Raw genomic sequence first — 19,174 nt, 5'->3', positions numbered from 1 at the left:
CGATCCGCCGCCAGCCCCGGCGGCGGATCGTTACGGCATGAACGCAGCACAGCGCACCGCCGCACCGCACACCGCCCCCATCGCCCTGGTCACCGGCGCCTCCCGGGGCCTCGGGCTGGCCCTCGCGCACGCCCTCGCCGCCGACGGCTGGCAGCTGGTGATCACCGCCCGGGGCGCGGCCGGACTCGCCGCCGCCGAGGCGGACCTGTCCGCCGTCACCAAGGTCGTCGCGCTGCCCGGCAGCGTCGTCGACGACGACCACCGCGCCCACCTCGCCGAGGCCGCCGAGCGCCTCGGCGGCGCGAGCCTGCTGGTCAACAACGCCGGCACGCTCAACGGCGCCCCCGCCCCCGGGTCCGAGCCGCTGCCCCGGCTGGCCGACTACCCGCTGCCGGACCTGCTGGAGACCTTCGAGGTCAACGCGCTCGCCCCGATCGCCCTCACCCAGCTCGTCCTGCCCCAACTGCGCGGTCACGCCGGCGCCGTCCTCAACATCAGCTCCGACGCCGCCGTGGTGCCCTACCTCGGCTGGGGCGGCTACGGCGCCAGCAAGGCCGCGCTCGACCTGGCCACCGCCGTCCTCGCCCGGGAGGAACCGGAGCTGAGGGTCTGGGCGGTCGACCCGGGCAGCATGCGCACCCGAATGCTCGAGGAGGCCAGCCCCGGCGAGGACATCTCCGGCGAGCCGCTGCCCGAGCAGGTGGCGCCGGTCCTGCTCGGCCTGCTCCGCGACCGCACCCCGTCCGGCCGCTACCGTGCCGAGGACCTCGCCGGCCCGGCCGACGACCTGGCCGCCCCGGCCGGGGACCGGGGCGGGCGATGACCGCATTCACCGGCCTCGGCTTCGGCCTCGGCCTCGACCTCGGCCTCGACCTCGACCTCGCCGTCCCGCCCGAACTCTCCGCCCGTGCACCGGCGGAGGCGCGTGGCACGGCCCGGGACGGCGTCCGGATGCTGGTCGGCCGCCGCGACACCGGCGCCGTCGAGCACCGCCGGTTCGCCGACCTGCCCGAGGTGCTGCGCCCGGGAGACCTCCTGGTGGTCAACAACTCGGCCACCCTCCCGGCCGCGCTGCCCGGCCGGCTGCCCGACGGCACGCCCGTCGCGCTGCACGTCTCCTCCGCCCAGCCGGACCGGTACGGCGCCCACCTGGTCGAGTTGCGTCGTGTCGTGCCCGGGCAAGCGGCGGCGTACTACCCGCCGGCGGAGTCCCCGGCCCGCGCGGGCCTGCGGGTCGCCCTGCCCGCAGGCGGTACGGCGGTGCTGACCCGGGCTTTCACCGCCCGCCTTTGGTACGCCGAACTCGCCCTGCCCTGCAAGCTGTTGCCGTACCTGGCGGTGCACGGCCGGGCGATCCGGTACGGCTACGTGGACCGCGAGTGGCCGATCGAGGCCTACCAGACGGTCTTCGCGACCATCCCCGGCAGCAGCGAAATGCCCAGCGCGGCCCGCCCGTTCAGCGACGAGGTGGTGGCCCGGCTGGCCGGCCGGGGCGTGCTCGTCGCGCCGGTCACCCTGCACACCGGGGTGGCTTCGCCCGAGGCGCACGAGGCCCCGTACGCCGAGCGCTTCCGCGTCCCGGCCGCCACCGCCCGACTGGCCGGTCACGTCCGGGCCGACGGCGGCCGGGTGATCGCCGTCGGCACCACCGTGGTCCGCGCCCTGGAGTCCGCCGCCACACCGGACGGCACCCTCCAGGAAGCCGACGGCTGGACCGAGTTGGTCATCACCCCCGAACGCGGCGTCCGCGCCGTCGACGGCCTCCTCACCGGCTGGCACGAACCCCGCGCCTCCCACCTCCTGATGCTCGCCGCTGTCGCCGGCCGCCCCCTCCTCGCCACCTGCTACCGCGCCGCCGTCCAACACCGCTACCTCTGGCACGAGTTCGGCGACGTCAACCTCCTCCTGCCGGACTGAGCGCGGCCCGGTCCCGGCCGGGCGGGCCGGCCGGGTGTCGGCGAGGTGGCCGCCCGGGCCGACAGCCGGGGCGGCGGCCCGACAGCCGTCCGTTGTTCAGGTGGTGGACGAGGCCCCCGGGGGCAGCTCCAGCTCGAACCAGACCACCTTGCCGTCGGCGGTGCGGCGGCTGCCCCAGCGGTGCGCGAGCTCGTTGACCAGGTGGATGCCCCGGCCGCCCTCGTCCTCGGTGCGGGCGCGGCGGATCCGGGGCGCCTCGGCGTCCTGGTCGGCGACCTCGACGGTGAGCACCCGGTTGCAGAACAGTCGCAGCTGAGTGGGGGATCCGGCGTGCACCAGGGCGTTGGTGATCAGTTCGCTGGTGAGCAGTTCGGCCCAGTCGGCCAGGGCGCCGAGACCCCAGCCCGCCAGCGTCTCGCGGGTGAAGCGGCGCGAGTGCGCGACCATCGCGCGGTCGCCGGTGAGCGGCAGGGTGGCGATCCGGTCCGCGCCGTGCGGGCGGACCTGCGCCATGATGACGGCGATGTCGTCCTCGCTGGTGCGGCCGGTGAGCCGGGTCAGGACGGCGTCGCAGGTCTGCTCCAGCGAGCGGCGCCGGTCGGCGACGGTGCGGCAGAGCAACTGCAGGCCCTCGTCCAGGTCGCGGCCCCGGCGCTCGACCAGGCCGTCCGTGTAGAGCGTCAGGATGCCCTCCTCGGGGAGGGTGAACTCGGCGCTCTCGAACGGGACTCCGCCGACGCCGAGGGGTGTGCCGGTCGGCAGCTCGACCAGGTGGGCCCGTCCCTCGGCGTCGCAGACCACGGGCGGCAGGTGCCCGGCGCTGGCCGCGGTGCAGCGGCGGTCCACCGGGTCGTACACCACGCAGACGCAGGTGGCGAACTGGCCCTCGCCGACGGCCGTGGTGGCCTCGTCCAGCCGGTACAGGACCCGCGCCGGGTCCAGATCCAGGGTGATCAACGTCCGCGCTGCTGTACGGAGTTGGCCCATCGTGGCGGCGGCCCGGATGCCGTGGCCCATGACGTCGCCGACGATCAGGGCGACCCGCCCGGAGGAGAGCGGCACCACGTCGAACCAGTCGCCGCCGACCTCGCTGACCACGCTGCTGGGCAGGTAGCGGTAGGCGATCTCCAGGCCGAGGGTGCGGTGCACCTCCTGCGGCAGCAGACTGCGCTGCAGCATGAGCGCGGTGTCCCGCTCCCGGCGGTAGAGCCGGCCGTTGTCGATCGCGAGCGCGGTGCGGGCGGCCAGTTCCTCGGCCAGCGAGCGGTCAGCCGGGCCGAACGGCACCGGGTTGCGGGTGCGGACGAACTCCGCGCCGCCCAGCACGTGTCCGCGCGCCATCAGCGGCACCATCAGGTACGAGTGCACCCCGGCGTCCAGCCCCGGCTGCACCCGGTCGGGGGAGGCGACGATCCGGCGCAGCTCCTCCTCGGTCACCTCGGACACCAGGATCGAGCGCCGGGTGCGCAGGCTCTGCGCGTACAGCTGGGCGGACTGCGAGGTCTCGCCCACCTGGTCGGCGGCCCCCGTCATGGTGTCGTCCGAGGTCACTTCGCCGACCGCCACCGCCCGCATCAGCACCCGCCCCTCCGCCGGGACGGTCCCCGGCTCCTCGCCGCTGAGCACCGCCTCCCGCAGGTCCACGGTGACGAAGTCGGCGAAGCGCGGGAGCACCACCTCCACCAACTCCTGGGCGGTGCGGTGCAGATCGAGCGTGGTGCCGATCCGGTTGCTGGCCTCGTTCAACAGCGACAGCCGCTGCTGGGCGGCCCAGGCCTCGTCCAACGCCCGCTGCCGGGCGGCCGCCGCGTCGCGTTCGCGGGTGAACAGCAGCGCGTTGTCGATGGAGACGGCCGCCCGCACCGCCAACTCCCCGGCCAGCGCCACGTCGTCGTCCTCGTACGGGCGCTCGACCAGGGTCCGGTAGAAGCCCGCCACGCCGACCGGGGTGCCGCGCGCGATCAGCGGGACCACCATGAACGAGCGCACGTTCTGCTCCCGTATGGCGGCGGTGCGCACCGGGTCGTCGGCGAACCAGGCCATGCCCTGTTCGTCCATCCGCGGCACCAGCACCGGCTTGCGGTGCGCCAGGCTCCACGCGTACGGCGAACCGGGTCGGAAACGGTGCACGTTGCCGGTGCGGGCGATCGGCTTCAGGGTCGAGCCGTGCACCGAATGGAAGGCCATCCGCCGCAGCAGCGCCGAGCCGTCCGCCGGCGCGCGGGCCTCGCGCTCGCCGCGGACCAGCTCCTCCAGCACCTCCACCACCACCGTGTCGGCCAGCCTGGGCGTCGCCACCTCGGCCAACTCCTGCGCGGTCTGGGCGAGATCGAGCGTGGTGCCGATCCGGGTCGAGGCCACGTTGACCAGCGCCAGGCGCTCCTGCGCGGCCTTGGCCTCGCGCAGCGCCTGCTGGCGGGCCAGCACGGTCTGGTGCTGGCGCAGGTACAGCCGGGCGTTGTCGATCGCGACGGCGGCCCGCGAGGCCAGCTCGTCACCGAGCGTGATGTCGGCCTCCGCGAAGGACTCGCGCTCACCGCGCCGCGAGTACACCACCATGCCGAGCGTGGTGCCGCGCGCCACCAGCGGGGTGATCCGCACCGAGCGCGGCCGGTCGCCGAGGTAGGCCTGCCGGCGGCTCTCGTTGATGCCCTCGCTCAGCACCGGCAGCTCCCAGGACGGGGTGACCACCGTGCGCCCGGTGCTCATCGCGCGGGCGTACGGGGAGTCCGGCGGCAGCTCGTACACGGCGTCCACCGGCAGCGCCTCGGACGGGTAGAGCGGGTCGGCAGTCGCCAGCGCCAGGCGACGCACCAACTGGGGCGTGTCCGGGGCGGGCGGCTCGACGTTCCGGCCGGCCACCAGCGCCTCCAGCGCGAACACCCCGCTGATGTCCGCGACCCGGGGCACCATCGCGTCGGCCAGCTCCCGGGCGGTCTGCCGCAGGTCGAGCGTGGTGCCGATGGAGGCGGTCGCGTCGACCAGCAGGGCCAGCCGCTCCTGCGCGCGGGCCGCCCGGGCATCGGCCCGGAACCGCTCGGTGATGTCGATGACGGTCGAACTCACCCCGAGCACCCGACCGCTGCGGTCCTCCAGCCGGAAGTAGGAGGCCGACCAGGCGTGGTCGTGCTGCGGGTCACCCGGGGTCCGGCCGTGCGAGCGGGTGTCCACCACCGGCTCGCCGCTCTCCAGCACCTGGCGCATCACCGCTTCGGCCTCGGCGCCGTTGATCCCGGGCAGTACCTCGGTGAGCCGGTGGCCCAGGTGCTGTCCGGGGGCCAGACCGTTGGCCCGGGCCAGCGCCTCGTTCAACCGGACGAAACGCAGCTCGGTGTCGAAGACCCCCATGCCGACCGGGGACTGGGTGAAGAACCCGTCCAGGACCGCCAGGTCCGCCTGGATCCGGCGCAGCGTCGTCACCTCGGAGGCCACCGCCAGCACCAGCGGTTCACCGCTGGGCCCGCGGATCGGATGGGTGCGGAACTCCAGGTTCACCAGGTGCCCGTCACGGTGGCGCACCGGGAACACGCCGGTCCAGGGCCGGCCCTCGAGGATCCGCTGGAACAACTGGAGCACCTCGGGCCGCTCCACGTCGGAGGTCAGCAGCTTCGCCGCCTTCGCCCCGACCGCGTCCTCCGCACGGTGACCGAGCAGTGCCTCCGCGTCGCTGCTCCAGTGCAGGATCCGCCCGTCCGCCGCGATCAGCGCCGTCGCGATCGGCACCATCAGCAGGGCGTCCTGCTGCGGCTCCTCCTCGCGCTGCGTGTTGTGGTCCACCATGGCCAGAGAACCGTCCCAGAAGCGTCCGGAGATCGTTCCCACCAGCCCTGCCATCTTCGCACGCGGCCCCGGGCGGCCGCTCACCGTGGCAGCAGGCGCTCCTGGGCCGACCACCCGACGAGCAGCGGCTCCCCGCCCAGTACCAAGGCGCGTCACCATGCCCGGGCACCGGGAACGCGGCCGCATACTCCTCGGCGGGTTCAGGCAGCGCCTCCCCGGCCGTCCACCCCCCCCGACGGCCGCCTCCGGGCACAGCACGAACAGCCCCGAGCCGGTCCCGTCCCAGCCGCGCCGCGCGGTGCGGTGCGGTGCGTGGGACGTCGGCCGGGTCGACTTCTTGTGCGTCACCGGGTGGCGGCGGGTTCTCGGGCCGGCTGCGCTGTGTCCGTCTCCGCGTCCGTGCGGGCTTCGGCGGTGCGGGCGGCGAGGGCGAGCAGGGCGCCGAGCAGGCAGAGGGCGGCGGCGACCAGGACGGCCCGGTCGCTCCCCGCGGCGAGGGCGCGGGCCGCCGCCTCGGGGCCGGGCGCGCCCGGGCGGGCGGAGCCGGCGACGGCGACCGTGACCGCCACGCCGAGGGCCGAACCCAGGTAGCGGGAGGTGTTGTTGGCGCCGGAGCCCATCGCCGCCCGGTGTGCCGGGACGCTGCCGACCGCCAGCCGGGCGAGGGCCGCGTTGAGCACCCCGCTGCCGATGCCCGCGACGGCGAGCCCCGGGGCCAGTCGCAGCCAGGACGAGCCGGGCGTGAGCCCGTACAGGCCCAGCTCGCCCGCCCCGCAGACCAGCAGCCCGAGGGCGACCTGCGCGGTGGCCGACAGGTGCGCCGCCAGCCGTCGGGCCTGCAGCGCAGAGACCACCGACAGGCCCGACCACAGCGCCAGCACGCCGCCCGCCGCCGGCCCGGATAGGCCGAGTACGCCCTGGAGCAGTGTGGGCAGGTAGCTCATGAACCCGACCAGCGACAGCCCGGTGAACAGCGCCCCGCCGGTGGCCGCGATGAAGCCGGGGCTGCGGAACAGCGCGAGGTCCAGCATCGGCTCCCGCACCCTCGCCTCGACCACGGCGAACGCCGCCAGCAGCAGCACCCCGCTCACCAGCAGCGCCACCACCGAGGGCCGCCCCCACCCGCTGCGCCCCTCGGCCAGCCCGGCGATCAGGCAGGACGTTCCGGTGGCGAGCGTGAGCACCCCGTACGGGTCGAGTGCGCGCGGCCGCTCGGCCCGTGACTCGGTGAGGACGGCGACGGCGCAGGCGGCCACGACGGCCGAGGCCACCGCGATGCCGCCGCTGACCGCGCGCCACCCGGCCCACTGCTGGACCAGTGCGCCGTACACCGGGCCGATCGCGATCCCGAGGCCGACGGCCGCACCCCAGACGCCCAGTGCGCGGATCCGTTCGGGCCCGGTCGGGTGGGCGTGGCTGATCAGGGCGAGTGCCGGTGCCAGGACGGCCGCCGAGGCGAGGCCGAGGAGTACTCGGGCGGCCAGGTAGACGGCGCCGCCGGGGGCCAGGGCGGACAGCGTCTCGGCAGCCGCGAACAGCAGCACGCCGAAGGTGAAGACCCGTTTGCGCCCGTGGTCGTCGGCGGCGCTTCCGGCGGTGAGCAGCAGCGCCGAGATGCCGACCAGGGTGCCGGTGAGGATCCAGGTGCGGCCGGAGGCGCCCAGGTGGGCGGCTTGGGCGGTGGCGGCGAGCGAGGCGGTGGGGGCGGTGTAGGCCACGGTGGTCAGCGCGGTCGCCGCCGAGGTGGTCGCGAGTGTGGCGCCGGGCCGGACGCGCGGAGGCGGGGTGGCGGGGGAGGAGGTGGGTGGTGCCGGGGAGGAGCCGGGTGCTGCGGGGGGCATGGGTGTTCCCTCCGGACTGGACCCCGGGACCGGCCGTTCCGCCCCGAAGGTCTGGTGAATGAACCTTCGTCTCGGGCGGCACGCTACCACCCTTGGTCTGTTCATTGAACCCACTAGGGCCGTGGACTAGGCTGGCGCCCATGGCCCTGGGAACCGACTACGAACTGCAGGACTGCGCACTGGCCCGCGCCCTGGAGGTGGTCGGCGAGCGCTGGAGCCTGCTGATCGTGCGCGACGCGTTCTACGGGGTGCAGCGCTTCAACGACTTCCTCACCCACCTCGGCATCCCGCGCGCCGTCCTCACCGCGCGCCTCAACGCCCTGGTCGCGGCCGGGGTGCTGAGCAAGGAGCCGTACCAGCAGGCGCCGCTGCGCCACGGCTATCTGCTCACCGAAACCGGCCTCGAACTCTGGGGCCCGCTCTACCAGTTGAGCCGCTGGGGCGGCCGGCACGCCACCGAGGGCGGCCCGCACCACCTCTTCGCGCACGCCGCCTGCGGAACCGACCTCGACCTCGTCGGCGCCTGCCCGACCTGCGGCGGTTCCCCCGTCCCGCCGGCCGAGATCACCATGCGCCCCAACCCCGCCCGCTCGGGCAGTCGCCGCGAGGACCCGGTCTCCCGCGCTTTGGTCGGCCCGCACCCGCTGCTCGAACCGATCGCCTCGGCGGCCGTGCCCGCCTGACCTGTCCGCGCCTCCGCCCGCGTACGCCGACGAGGCCGTCGGCGGGGTGCCGACGGCCTCGCTCACGGGCCGATGGTCAGGAGTGGAACCGCACCTCCGGGTTGGCGGCGGTCGGCCCGTCGAGCAGCGGCTGCTCGATGCCCTTCAGCTGCAGGTCGAAGAAGGCGCCGACGTACTGGCGGGTGAGCTCGACGGCGCGGCGGGGCGCGATGGTGGCCCCGGGCCCCTGCGGCAGGCTGAGCCCGTCGATGAGCACCGGGAAGTCGGTGAAGCTGGGGTGGATGGTGCCGTCCACGGTCAGCCACCGCTTCCAGCCGTCCAGGTTGGACCAGCTCGTGACCCAGCTGCCGTCCTCGTCGCCGTTGCCCAGCGGGTGGCCCATCATCAGGAACGGCTTGCCGCCGAGCCCCGAGGCCGGGACCGGGACGTCCATGGTGCCGTCGAGGTCCACCCCGGCCTGGATCCGGTCGTCGGCGAGCAGTGCTGGGACGGTGGCCGCGCCCCCGGCCGAGTGCCCGGCCATGCCGATCCGGTCGCGGTCGATCATGCGGGCGTAGCGCCAGGCAGGGTGGGGGCGGTCGGTCAGCTGGTCGATGACGAAGGACACGTCCTTCGCCCGGTTCTCGTCGAGGCCCGCCCAGGCCTCGGGGGTCCTGAGCTGCCCGCACATCACGCAGGGCAGTGTCTGCCCGTCCGGGAAGGTGGTCCCGAAGTTCTCGTAGGTGTGATCGACCAGGGCGACCACGTACCCCCGGCTGGTCAGGTCCACGGCGAGGCTGGTCAGTGAGGTCCGCTGCATGGTGAAGCCGGGCGACAGCACCACGAGCGGGTAGTGGCCGCCCTGCGGGCGCGCGCCGGACTCCGCCCAGGTCCGGGTGCCGGTCAACGCCTCGGTCGGGATGGTGGTGCCCGGCAGCTTCGCGTCCAGCAGTGCACGGGCCGCCCCCTCGGTCATGTACGGCGCCGGGCTGCCCGTCCCGGCGTGCGCGGGGTAGTACATCGAGACCATCAGCCGGCGCGGTCCGGCGGACGGCACCCACGGGTCCGGACGGTTCTGGTCCACCAGCTGCAGGACTTCCTGCCCGACCGCGTACCGGCCCGTCGGGCGCGGGAGTTCGATGCGGACGGCGGTCTGGGTGGCGGGTGCGGCGGCCCCGGTGGGCGAGGGCGCGGCGAGGGCCGGCGAGGCGGCGGCGACGGACAACGGCAGCGCGAGCAGCAGGGCGGCGGCGACGGCGGTGGTGCGAAGTCGGCTCATGTCAGCGACGGTAGGCCGCAGGCAGTGAAACTGACGTCCACTCGGGGATGTACTGGTCCCTTCCGGGATGAGCCTGTCGCGACCCCTAGGGGGCGGTGGCCCGGAGCTCCTCCAGGAAGCCGGCCGCCGCACGGGCGTTGGGCACCGGGAGGGCGAGCGGCAGGCCGGCCGAGCGCGTCCGGATCTCCAACTCCCCAAGCGCCGACGCCCGGGCCGACTCCACCTCCGCCCACCGGTAGGCCTCCGTCGCCGCGAGCGGGTGCGGCGGCCGATGGACCAGCCCGCCGGCCGTCACCGTCAGCCGCCCCCGTGCGAACCGGACGCTGCCCTCGGTGCGCAGCGTCTCGTGCAGCGCGGCCCGGAGCCCGGGGGAGAGGCGTTCCTCCAGCTCCCGGAACAGTCGGGCCAGCCCGCGCAGATGCTCCAGCACCACCGGCTCGTCCACGCCGGCCAGCCATATTCGTCCCTGCTCACAGGCCCCGCGCCGACCGCCAGGGGAGTATCCGGGGTAGTACTCGGTGGCCTCCATCGCGCCCCACGGCAGCGGGCGCTCGCCGCCGTCCGCCGCGACCAGCACCAGCCCGCCCTCGTGGATCCGTACCGACCGAAGGCCGGGCACCGGCCGCAGCCACCCGAACCCGCTCGCCGCCACCACCGCGACGGCCCCCACCACGGGCGCGGGCCACCACCCGCCGAGCGCCAGACAGGCGGCCACCGCGACCACGGCCGCGCAGGCGTCCACCCACGCCCGCGCCCGCCGGGGCACCGGCCGGAACCGCCGGTACACGCGCACCACCGGCCCGAGCCGATCAGCCGGCCCGACCCGGCCGCCCTGACCGACCGGCCCGGACGGACGGACCGTCCGCACCCGCGTCGGCGACCACACCACCGCCACGTCGGCCCCCTTTCACTCGGCGGACCCATCGGAACCGCAGCTGCCGGATCCCCAGCATCGACCGTCCGCGGCACCCGGCAACAGTGCCGATCGACACCTTTTGGCCCGAAACGACCTCGCCACCATCATCGCCCCCGGCCCGGAGCCCGCCGCTACCGGGGGTGCCGATGAGCAGGGTCGGGCGCCTCCCGAGCCGACCGTCCGCGCCGGCCCTGCCGCGTCCTGCCCCGCCGAACCCTGCCCCGCCGTCACCCCGCCGTGGCGAAGTCCGTCTGCAGCCTGCGCAGCAGCGCCGTGCCCGCCGGATCGACCGACCGGCGGGTGTTGGACAGCACCACCACCCCCACTTGCTTCTCGGGGTCGAAGGCCACGAACGAACGGAACCCGCCCGTAGCGCCGTTGTGCCAGATCTGCAGGTGGCCGCCCTGCTGGCTGTGCAGCCGGTGGCCGAGCCAGCCCAGGTGCATCCAGGCGAACAGGTTGACCCGGTGCCTGGTCTCCCGGGTGAGCATGATCGCGGGCGACAGCGGCGCGTCCGACGCGCGGTCGGCGGCCAGCTGGGCTCGCAGGAGTATCGCGAGGTCGGCGGCGGTCGACCGGAGCCCGCCCATGCCCGGCACGGCCGCCAAGTCCCAGTACGGCACCGCCCGCCCACCCTGCGTGTGCCCGTGCGCGAGCAGCCCGGGCCGCTCCGCGTTCCCCCGCACGTGCGTGTCCACCAGCCCCAGCGGCTCGCAGACCTCACGCGTCACCAACTCCTCGTACCCCGTACCGGCCCGGTGCGCCAGGGCCAGGCCGAGCAGCCCCGCGCCGAGGTTGGAGTAGCGGAAGCTGCGCCCGGGCGCGGCCCGCAGCCGTGTCCGGGCGAGCCCGTCCAGCACGTACTCGGCGCTGCAACGGGCGTACGGATCAGGGGCGTTGGGCTTGAATAGGGCCTTCGCCAGCAGGCCCCGGGGCAGGCGGGGGAGGCCCGCCGTGTGGGTGGCCAGGTGCCGCAGGGTGATCTGCTGCCCGCCCCTGCCGGGGACGACGACCCGGCCGCCCCGCGCGCCGGTGAGCACCTCGGCGAGCGGCTCGTCGAGCCGTACCGTGCCGTCGAGTGCCAGCCGCGCGAGCACGAGCGAGGTGAACACCTTGGTGACGGAGCCGATTTCGAAGATGGTGTCCGGCCCGGGCACGCCGCCGCCCGGACCCGACCGCCCGGCAGCGCGGATCTCCGTGTCACCGCCGGCCAGCCCGGCGACGACCGCGCCGACGTGCTGGCCCGCGAGCCGGTCGACCGTCTGTTGCACGACGCGCGCGAGTTCGTTCATGGCATGAGCCTAGGCGGGCCGACCTGCCGGATCGTCAGCCCCAAAAACGATTTCGGCCGTCCCCGATGCTTCTCCAGGCGTACACCCGGCTGCTCCCGGCACGGTACGGCCCAGGACGGCGCAGCCCCGGGCGGCGCGGCCCCGCGGTACGACCCAGGACGGCACAGCCCCGGACGGTGCCGGCCCGGACGGTGCCGGCCCCTCGAGGCGCAGCGCGCAGCTCACCGCGTCAGCGCCGCCCGCAGCCGGGCCGCGACCTCCGCCGCCCCCGCCTCGTCCGGGTACTTCCCCCGGGGCCAGAAGAACCCGCGCAGCCCGTCCTTCGGATTGCGCGGCACCACGTGGACGTGCAGGTGGGGCACCGACTGGCTGATCCGGTTGTTCGCCGCCACGAAGCTGCCCGCCGCGCCCAGCCCTTGCTCGACGGCCGCCGCCACCCGCTGCACCCGCAGGAAGAACGGCCCCACCTCGTCCGCGGGCAGGTCCGCGAGCGTCCGGTGGTGGGCGCGCGGGACCACCAGAACGTGGCCGGGGAACAGCGGCCGGCGGTCCAGGAACGCCACCGCCGCTTCGTCGTCCAGCACCCGGTGCGCGGGTTCCGCACCCGCCACCACCGCACAGAAGACGCAGTCCATCCGTCCATTCAAGCCACCGGCGGCCGCCCCGGCACCCCGGCAAACCCCCGGGGGCCCGCCGTCACCCGACCGGCCGCCGACCGGGTGCGGCCGCCCGACCGGGGGGCGCACCGTGCTGCAGGGGGCCGGCCGGGCACCCGGCCCGCCGTGCACCCCGGCCCACCGCGAAACCCGGCCCGCCGTGCACCCCGCCTCACCCGCCCCGCCGGCACGGTGCCTCACTCGTACCGGTACAGCAGCGCGTCCCGCTCGTTCTGCTCGATCATCTCGATGGTCAGCGCCTCGTCCCGCAGGTGCGAGAGCGTGACCTCCGCCGAGCTCGGCTGCGCGTCCTTGGCGAGCCAGTTCTCCGGCTTCCACGCCGAGGCGCGCAGGAGCGACTTCGGGCAGTGCGCGTACACCTCCTCCACCGCGACCACGATCGCGCTGCGCGGCGGTTTGCCGACGGCGGTCAGCTGGCGCAGCAGCTCCGGGTCGGTGGAGACGCAGGCCCGGCCGTTCACCCGCAGCGTGGTGTCCCGGCCGGGGACGACGAAGAGCAGCCCGACCCGGCCGGTCTCCAGGATGTTGTGCAGGGTGTCCAACCGCTTGTTGCCGGTGGCGTCCGGTATGGCCAGGGTGTACTCGTCGAGCACCGAGACCAGCCCGGTCGGTCCGCCGCGCGGGGAGACGTCGCAGTGCCCGGCGGCGTCGGAGCTGGCGACGAAGACCAGCGAGGAGCAGGCGATCAGACGCTGCGCGACCTCGTGCAGGTGGCCGACCTGCTTGCGGCGCGCGTGGTCGCCGGGCTGCTCGTAGATCTCGCGCAGCTGGCCGGGATCGCTGAGGGCGCCCGCGCGGAGGGCCTCGAACAGGTCGCCCGGCCGGTCCGGACGGGTGCTTGACGGAACGACAGCTTCCGGTGTGGTGGTCATACCGCGAATTTAGCCGAGGGCCCCCGGGGCGCCGCCGGCCGAGCTGCGGCCGACCGTGCCGGGGCCTGCGGTCGAACCCCGGCCGACCCCTCACCACCAGCGGTTTTCCGCTGATAATGGGGCCAGGGACTCCAGCCAGCCGGAGGTGGTGGTCGTGATCGTAAGAATCTGGGCCGGGCAGGTGCTGGCCGGTCGTATCGAGGAGTTCTGCGATCACCTGGCCGCCCAGGTGATCCCGCAGCTGGGGCGGACGGACGGCTGCCTCGGCGGTGAGCTGCTGCGCTCGGTGTCGGAGGAGAACGGGCACCGGGTGCTGGTGGTGAGCCGCTGGCGCGACGAGGAGGCCCTGCGCGGGTACGCCGGGCCGATGTGGCGGATCCGGCCGGTCTGGTCGGAGGGCGAGCTGCGCTACCTCGCGCACCCGCCGGAGGTCACCCACTTCCTGCAGATCACCACACCCGCGACACGCTGAACCGCTCCGAACCCGCTGCGCGACACGCTGAACCGCTCCGAACCGCCCGGAACCGCTCGCCACACGCTGAACCGCTCCGGCCGCTCCGAACCACTCCGGGCGGCCGGCCTCACACCATCAACGGCACCGGGTGGATCTCGTCGGCCGGGTGCCCGCTACGGCTGTGGACCCGCTGCACGGCTTCCTTGGTGGGCGCGTCGGAGAGGCAGTACACCGTGCCCGACTCCGGGTCCGCCCACGCCTGCTCGAAGTGGACGCCTTCCTCGCCCTCGACCGCCAGGTCGGCCGCGTGGGCCTGCCTGAGCTGCTCGGCCGTGATCCCGGTCATCCCGTGGTGGACGTCCATGAACTTCGCCATCGCCCTCGCCTCCGTAGCTTCGGTGCGTCACCGGCAGGGCCCCACCTACCAGCCTCACCCCCGCCGACCGCCTCCGCCACCAGACCGGATCCCGGAAGGAGCGCGTAGCACCCTGCCGGGCATTCCCCGCAGGTTCGTGAAACAGACCACAGCGAAAGCCCCTCCCTGCCCTTGCGCCGACCGTGGCAGAATGACCGCATCAGCAGTGACGTTCAGCGCACTCCGGGGTCGGTGAAAATCCGAACCGGCGGTTACAGTCCGCGACCCGTCCGCAGCCAGCGGCCGGTTGACCAGGTGAAATTCCTGGACCGACGGTTAAAGTCCGGATGGGAGGCGTGCGCGGGCGGACGAAGAGCAGTACCCGTGGTCCATCGTTACCGGACCGGACCGCGGTCAGGTGAACGACGGGAGAGCAGTGTCTCCCGGGCCGGGTGAGCGATCTCCCGGCGGCCTCGGCATCCCGGCGACGGGTCGTGCCGTCGACTCGCGCACCGTTGCCCGTCCGTGTCATCTCCCTCTGCCGCCCCGGAGTCCGCGCCCCAAGCGCGAGGAGAACCCGGGTGTTCACCGGCATCATCGAAGAGCTCGGCGAGGTCGTGTCGATCGAGGAGATCGGCGACTCCTCGCGAATCCGCCTGCGCGGCCCGGTGGTCTGTGCGGACGCGGGTCACGGCGACTCCATCGCGGTCAACGGGGTCTGCCTGACGGTCGTCGACTCCCCGGCGGAACTGGCCGCGGGTACCGGTGAGTTCAGCGCCGACGTGATGGCCGAGACGCTGCACCGTTCCAGCCTCGGCGAGCTGAAGCCCGGTTCCCGGGTCAACCTGGAGCGCGCGATGGCGCTGGGCGCCCGGCTCGGCGGCCACCTCGTGCAGGGCCATGTCGACGCCGCCGGGCGGCTGTTGAGCCGTGAGCCCGGCGAGCGCGACGCGAACGGCGAACTGCGCTGGGAGGTGCTGCGGTTCTCGCTGCCCGACACCATCTCCCGCTACCTGGTGGAGAAGGGCTCGATCACGGTCGACGGCGTCAGCCTCACCGTGGTGGAGGCCGCCCGGGACAGCTTCACTGTCAGCCTCATTCCGGCCACCCTCGCGCTGACCACGCTCGGCGCCAAGGCCGTCGGCGAGAGCGTCAACCTGGAGGTGGACGTGCTCGCCAAGTACGTCGAGCGCCTCCTGGAGTCCCGCACCCTGTCCAACCTGCCGGGCCTGTCCGGCCTGCCTGACCTGCCGGGCGCGCAGAACCCGCAGGGCCCGCAGAACCCGTCGATCGACGAAACCCCGGGGGAGTCCAAGTGAGCTGGCTCAGTGGAGAGGCGTTCACCGTCTTCGGTGAACACGTGAAGTGGGCCGACATGTTCGGCAACCTGCTCGGATTCGCCGGCCTCGCGCTCGGCTGGCGCCGCTCGGTCTGGAGCTGGCCGGTCCAGCTGCTGTCCGGCGCGGTGCTGATCACCGCCTACCTCGGGGGCCACGTGCCCGGCCTGATCGGCAAGCAGCTGATCGTGATCGCCACCGCCGCCTGGGGCTGGGCGCAGTGGCGGCGGGGCCGCCGGGACTCCGGCACCATCGCCGTACGGTTCGCCAGTTGGCCCGAGCGGCTGGCGCTGGCGGCCGGCACCGCGGCCGGCACGGTCGCGCTCGCGCTGCTCTTCACCTCCTTCCCCAGCCTGTCCTGGAGCCCCTGGTCGGACGCCTACATCTTCGTCGGCACGCTGGCCGCGATGGTGGCCCAGGCCCGCGGCTGGCTGGAGTTCTGGTTCGCCTGGATCGCCGTGGACATCGTCGGCGTCCCGCTCGCCTTCAACAGCGGCTACACCTTCTCCGGCCTCACCTACTCCGTCTACTTCGTCCTGGTGCTGCTCGGCCTGCGCTCGTGGTGGCTGAGCACCCGTGAGCCGCGTACCAACTCCGCCACCGTCCCGCAGGGAGCCACGGCATGACCGAGAACCAGTCCGACCAGTCCGAGCAGGGCGCCGCCGAGGTCGAGCTCGTCCTCGACCCGGTCGAGCGGGCGATCGCCGACATCGCCCTCGGCCGCGCGGTGGTCGTGGTCGACGACGAGGACCGCGAGAACGAGGGCGACATCGTCTTCGCCGCCTCCGCCGCCACCCCCGAGCTGATGGCCTTCACCATCCGCTACAGCTCCGGTGTGATCTGCGCGCCGATGACCGGCGAGGAGCTGGACCGCCTCAAGCTCCCGCCGATGACCCAGGTCAACGAGGACCGCAAGGGCACCGCCTACACCGTCTCGGTGGACGCCCGCGAGGGGGTCGACACCGGGATCTCCGCCGCCGACCGCGCCCGCACCGTCCGGCTGCTGTCCTCGCCCGGCACCGAGGCCGGCGACCTGACCCGCCCCGGGCACGTCTTCCCGCTGCGCGCGGTTGAGGGCGGCGTGCTGGTCCGCCCCGGCCACACCGAGGCCGCCGTCGACCTGGCCCGGCTCGCCGGGCTGCCGCCGGCCGGCGCGATCGCCGAGGTGGTCAACGACGACGGCACCATGGCCCGGCTGCCCGAGCTGGTCGTCTTCGCCCGCGAGCACGGCCTCGCGATCATCTCCATCGAGGATCTGATCGCCTACCGCCGCCGTACCGAGCTGCACGTCGACCGGGCCGCCGTCACCGCCCTGCCCACCGTGCACGGCGAGTTCACCGCCGTCGGCTACCAGGGCACCCTTGACGGTGTCGAGCACATCGCCCTGGTCGCCGGCGGCCTGGACTCCGAGGGGCAGCTGCCGGACGGCGAGGACGTCCTGGTGCGGGTCCACTCCGAGTGCCTGACCGGTGACGTCCTCGGCTCGCTGCGCTGCGACTGCGGCCCGCAGCTGGAGGCCTCGCTGCGGCGGGTCGCCGAGGCCGGCCGCGGCGTGGTGCTGTACCTGCGCGGGCACGAGGGGCGGGGGATCGGTCTGGCCCACAAGCTGCGCGCGTACGAGCTGCAGGAGCAGGGGCGCGACACCGTCGACGCCAACCTGGACCTCGGCCTGCCCGCCGACGCCCGCGACTACAGCATCGCGGCGCAGATGCTGGTGGACCTCGGCGTCCGCTCGCTCACCCTGCTGACCAACAACCCGCGGAAGCAGACCGCGCTCACCGAGCACGGGCTCAAGGTCAAGGGGCGCGAGGCGGTCGAGATCGCGCCCGGCGAGCACAACCTGCGCTACCTGCGGACCAAGCGCGACCGGATGGGCCACGACCTGCCCGGCCTCGGCTCCTGACCCACCACCGACCACTGCGTCCACCGACCACTGCGTCCACCGACCATTCCGTACGAAGGACAGGTAACAACATGAGCGGCCACGGAGCCCCCGAGCTGACCATCGAAGGCGCGGCCGACCTCAAGGTCGCCGTCATCGCCGCCCAGTGGCACGACAAGGTGATGAACGGCCTGCTGGACGGCGCCCACCGCGCGCTCAAGGAGCTGGGTATCGCCGAGCCGACCGTGCTGCGCGTCCCCGGCACCTTCGAACTGCCGGTCGCCGCCAAGCGCCTCGCCGACGGCGGTTACGACGCCGTGGTGGCCCTCGGCGTGGTGATCCGCGGTGGTACCCCGCACTTCGACTACGTCTGCCAGGCCGCCACCGTCGGCCTTACCCAGGTCAGCGTCGACACCGGCGTCCCGGTCGGCTTCGGCGTACTGACCTGCGACAACGAGGAGCAGGCGATCGACCGGGCCGGACTGCCGGGCTCCGCCGAGGACAAGGGCCACGAGGCCGTCACCGCCGCCGTCGCCACCGCCGCGGTGCTGCGCGCCGCGCTCTGACGGCAGCCCGTACGGTCCCGGACCGCGGACGTCCACCGGACTGTCCACCGTCCGGGACCGTTTACCGTCCGTCCGCCCGCACGCCGTAAGGTGGGCCCATCATGGCTTCGAAGACATTCGAGGAGCTCTTCGCCGAGCTCCAGCAGAAGGCCGCCACCGGCGACCCCTCGTCCTCCCGTACCGCGCAGCTCGTCCAGCAGGGCGTCCATGCGATCGGCAAGAAGGTCGTCGAGGAGGCCGCCGAGGTTTGGATGGCCGCCGAGTTCCAGTCGGACGAGCAGACGGCGGAGGAGATCTCGCAGCTCCTCTACCACCTTCAGGTGATGATGATCGCTCGTGGGCTGACGCTCGACGACGTCTACAAGTACCTCTGATCCGAGTACCCGAGGACCCCGAACACCTCGAGTACCCCGAACACCTTCGAGTACCCCGAGCAGCTCCCGCTCCGTGGAGCACACCCCTCCCCCCAGGTAAGGAAGCGACCTCCCATGCTGCGCATCGCCGTCCCCAACAAGGGTTCTCTCTCGGGTCCCGCGGCGGAGATGCTCCATGAGGCCGGCTACCGGCAGCGGAAGGACCCGAAGGAGCTCGTTCTCGTCGACCCGAACAACGAGGTCGAGTTCTTCTTCCTGCGCCCGCGCGACATCGCCGTCTACGTCGGCTCCGGCCGCCTGGACGTCGGCATCACCGGCCGCGACCTGCTGCTGGACTCGCACTCCAACGCCGAGGAGGTGCTCGCCCTCGGCTTCGCCGGGTCGACCTTCCGCTTCGCGCGCCCCGAGGGCGTGGCGGTCGAGGACGTCAAGGGCCTGGAGGGCCTGCGGATCGCGACCTCCTACACCGGCCTGGTCGAGCAGCACCTGGCGGACCACGGGGTGAAGGCGACGGTCACCAAGCTGGACGGCGCGGTCGAGACCGCGGTGCAGCTGGGCGTCGCCGACGTGATCGCCGACGTGGTGGAGACCGGCACCAGCCTGCGCAACGCGGGCCTGGAGGTGTTCGGCGAGCCGATCCTGGTCTCGGACTCCGTGGTGATCCGCCCCAAGGGCGCGGGCGAGGACCCGCGGGTGGAGCAGTTCCTGCGCCGCCTCCAGGGTGTGCTGGTGGCCCGCCGCTACGTGCTGATGGACTACGACATCCGCGCCGAGAGCGTCAGCGCGGCCGTGGGGCTCACCCCCGGTCTGGAGTCGCCGACCGTTTCGCCGCTGCACACCGAGGGCTGGGTCGCGGTGCGCGCGATGGTGCTCCGCAAGGAGGCCCAGCGGATCATGGACGACCTGTGGGGCATCGGCGCCCGGGCCATCCTGGTCACCAACATCCACGCCTGCCGCCTCTGACCTGCTC

General features: G+C 73.9%; 18 protein-coding genes and 1 riboswitch. Of the genes, 10 read left to right on the top strand and 8 right to left on the bottom strand.

The window, feature by feature from the left end; genetic code table 11:
- Nucleotides 1-37: 37 nt before the first annotated feature.
- Together ACIBEC_RS02920 and ACIBEC_RS02915 are read left to right on the top strand one after the other, a co-directional pair.
- Nucleotides 38-823 carry an SDR family NAD(P)-dependent oxidoreductase gene (locus tag ACIBEC_RS02920; RefSeq protein WP_360491795.1) on the top strand — a complete coding sequence of 262 codons (786 nt, stop codon included), beginning with the start codon at nucleotides 38-40 and terminating at the stop codon, nucleotides 821-823.
- A complete protein-coding gene (locus tag ACIBEC_RS02915; RefSeq protein WP_360491792.1) occupies nucleotides 820-1,917 on the top strand; it encodes an S-adenosylmethionine:tRNA ribosyltransferase-isomerase in 1,098 nt (365 codons plus the stop codon). The genes ACIBEC_RS02920 and ACIBEC_RS02915 overlap by 4 nt, the downstream gene beginning before the upstream one ends.
- Before the next feature lie 96 nt (nucleotides 1,918-2,013).
- Here ACIBEC_RS02915 and ACIBEC_RS02910 read toward each other — a convergent pair whose 3' ends face one another.
- Nucleotides 2,014-5,739 (bottom strand): SpoIIE family protein phosphatase, encoded by a 3,726-nt coding sequence (locus ACIBEC_RS02910; RefSeq protein ID WP_360491789.1) that lies wholly within the window; start codon nucleotides 5,737-5,739, stop codon nucleotides 2,014-2,016.
- A 302-nt stretch (nucleotides 5,740-6,041) separates the two neighbouring features.
- On the bottom strand, nucleotides 6,042-7,538 hold the full coding sequence (locus ACIBEC_RS02905) for an MFS transporter (protein WP_360491786.1): 1,497 nt from the start codon (nucleotides 7,536-7,538) through the stop codon (nucleotides 6,042-6,044).
- A 140-nt stretch (nucleotides 7,539-7,678) separates the two neighbouring features.
- On the opposite strand from ACIBEC_RS02905, the gene ACIBEC_RS02900 reads away from it, so the two are divergent.
- Nucleotides 7,679-8,221: a helix-turn-helix domain-containing protein gene (locus ACIBEC_RS02900; protein ID WP_360491783.1), complete on the top strand. Its 543-nt coding sequence runs from the start codon at nucleotides 7,679-7,681 to the stop codon at nucleotides 8,219-8,221.
- A gap of 76 nt (nucleotides 8,222-8,297) precedes the next feature.
- On the opposite strand, the gene ACIBEC_RS02895 is transcribed toward ACIBEC_RS02900, so the two are convergent.
- From ACIBEC_RS02895 to ACIBEC_RS02875, 5 genes are all read right to left on the bottom strand, one after another.
- A complete protein-coding gene (locus ACIBEC_RS02895) occupies nucleotides 8,298-9,479 on the bottom strand; it encodes an alpha/beta hydrolase (RefSeq protein WP_360491780.1) in 1,182 nt (393 codons plus the stop codon).
- A gap of 85 nt (nucleotides 9,480-9,564) precedes the next feature.
- Nucleotides 9,565-10,374, bottom strand: coding sequence for a hypothetical protein (locus ACIBEC_RS02890; RefSeq protein WP_396287695.1), 810 nt, complete (start codon nucleotides 10,372-10,374; stop codon nucleotides 9,565-9,567).
- 248 nt (nucleotides 10,375-10,622) lie between these two features.
- Nucleotides 10,623-11,687, bottom strand: coding sequence for a serine hydrolase domain-containing protein (locus tag ACIBEC_RS02885; protein WP_360491774.1), 1,065 nt, complete (start codon nucleotides 11,685-11,687; stop codon nucleotides 10,623-10,625).
- A 221-nt stretch (nucleotides 11,688-11,908) separates the two neighbouring features.
- On the bottom strand, nucleotides 11,909-12,322 hold the full coding sequence (locus tag ACIBEC_RS02880; protein ID WP_360491771.1) for an HIT family protein: 414 nt from the start codon (nucleotides 12,320-12,322) through the stop codon (nucleotides 11,909-11,911).
- A gap of 218 nt (nucleotides 12,323-12,540) precedes the next feature.
- Nucleotides 12,541-13,236, bottom strand: a complete 696-nt coding sequence (locus ACIBEC_RS02875; protein WP_360491768.1) for an MSMEG_1061 family FMN-dependent PPOX-type flavoprotein — start codon at nucleotides 13,234-13,236, stop codon at nucleotides 12,541-12,543.
- 154 nt (nucleotides 13,237-13,390) lie between these two features.
- Here ACIBEC_RS02875 and ACIBEC_RS02870 point away from each other — a divergent pair, with 154 nt between their 5' ends.
- Complete coding sequence (locus ACIBEC_RS02870) at nucleotides 13,391-13,708, top strand: antibiotic biosynthesis monooxygenase (protein ID WP_360491765.1); 318 nt, start codon at nucleotides 13,391-13,393, stop codon at nucleotides 13,706-13,708.
- 109 nt (nucleotides 13,709-13,817) lie between these two features.
- Here the strand turns inward: ACIBEC_RS02870 and ACIBEC_RS02865 are convergent, their stop codons facing one another.
- Entirely contained in the window at nucleotides 13,818-14,066 is a 249-nt protein-coding gene (locus ACIBEC_RS02865) for an SCO4226 family nickel-binding protein (protein ID WP_360491762.1), read from the bottom strand.
- A 214-nt stretch (nucleotides 14,067-14,280) separates the two neighbouring features.
- Nucleotides 14,281-14,408, top strand: a riboswitch (FMN riboswitch).
- Nucleotides 14,409-14,626: 218 nt separating this feature from the next.
- On the opposite strand from ACIBEC_RS02865, the gene ACIBEC_RS02860 reads away from it, so the two are divergent.
- From ACIBEC_RS02860 to hisG, 6 genes are all read left to right on the top strand, one after another.
- Nucleotides 14,627-15,364 carry a riboflavin synthase gene (locus tag ACIBEC_RS02860; protein ID WP_360491759.1) on the top strand — a complete coding sequence of 246 codons (738 nt, stop codon included), beginning with the start codon at nucleotides 14,627-14,629 and terminating at the stop codon, nucleotides 15,362-15,364.
- Nucleotides 15,361-16,008: a nicotinamide riboside transporter PnuC gene (locus ACIBEC_RS02855; protein ID WP_396287693.1), complete on the top strand. Its 648-nt coding sequence runs from the start codon at nucleotides 15,361-15,363 to the stop codon at nucleotides 16,006-16,008. The genes ACIBEC_RS02860 and ACIBEC_RS02855 overlap by 4 nt, the downstream gene beginning before the upstream one ends.
- Nucleotides 16,005-17,285 carry a bifunctional 3,4-dihydroxy-2-butanone-4-phosphate synthase/GTP cyclohydrolase II gene (locus ACIBEC_RS02850; protein ID WP_360491756.1) on the top strand — a complete coding sequence of 427 codons (1,281 nt, stop codon included), beginning with the start codon at nucleotides 16,005-16,007 and terminating at the stop codon, nucleotides 17,283-17,285. Before ACIBEC_RS02855 ends, ACIBEC_RS02850 begins: the two co-directional genes overlap by 4 nt.
- Before the next feature lie 71 nt (nucleotides 17,286-17,356).
- Complete coding sequence (ribH, locus tag ACIBEC_RS02845) at nucleotides 17,357-17,830, top strand: 6,7-dimethyl-8-ribityllumazine synthase (RefSeq protein WP_360491753.1); 474 nt, start codon at nucleotides 17,357-17,359, stop codon at nucleotides 17,828-17,830.
- 101 nt (nucleotides 17,831-17,931) lie between these two features.
- Nucleotides 17,932-18,204: a phosphoribosyl-ATP diphosphatase gene (locus tag ACIBEC_RS02840; RefSeq protein WP_097238956.1), complete on the top strand. Its 273-nt coding sequence runs from the start codon at nucleotides 17,932-17,934 to the stop codon at nucleotides 18,202-18,204.
- Between the two features lie 114 nt (nucleotides 18,205-18,318).
- Nucleotides 18,319-19,167 carry an ATP phosphoribosyltransferase gene (gene hisG / locus ACIBEC_RS02835; RefSeq protein WP_360491750.1) on the top strand — a complete coding sequence of 283 codons (849 nt, stop codon included), beginning with the start codon at nucleotides 18,319-18,321 and terminating at the stop codon, nucleotides 19,165-19,167.
- Nucleotides 19,168-19,174 lie beyond the last annotated feature (7 nt).

Source organism: Kitasatospora sp. NPDC051164 (assembly GCF_044455625.1).
Classification (GTDB): Bacteria; Actinomycetota; Actinomycetes; order Streptomycetales; family Streptomycetaceae; genus Kitasatospora.
Note: the sequence above shows the minus strand (reverse complement) of the source record. Positions and strands in the feature narration are given on the sequence as shown.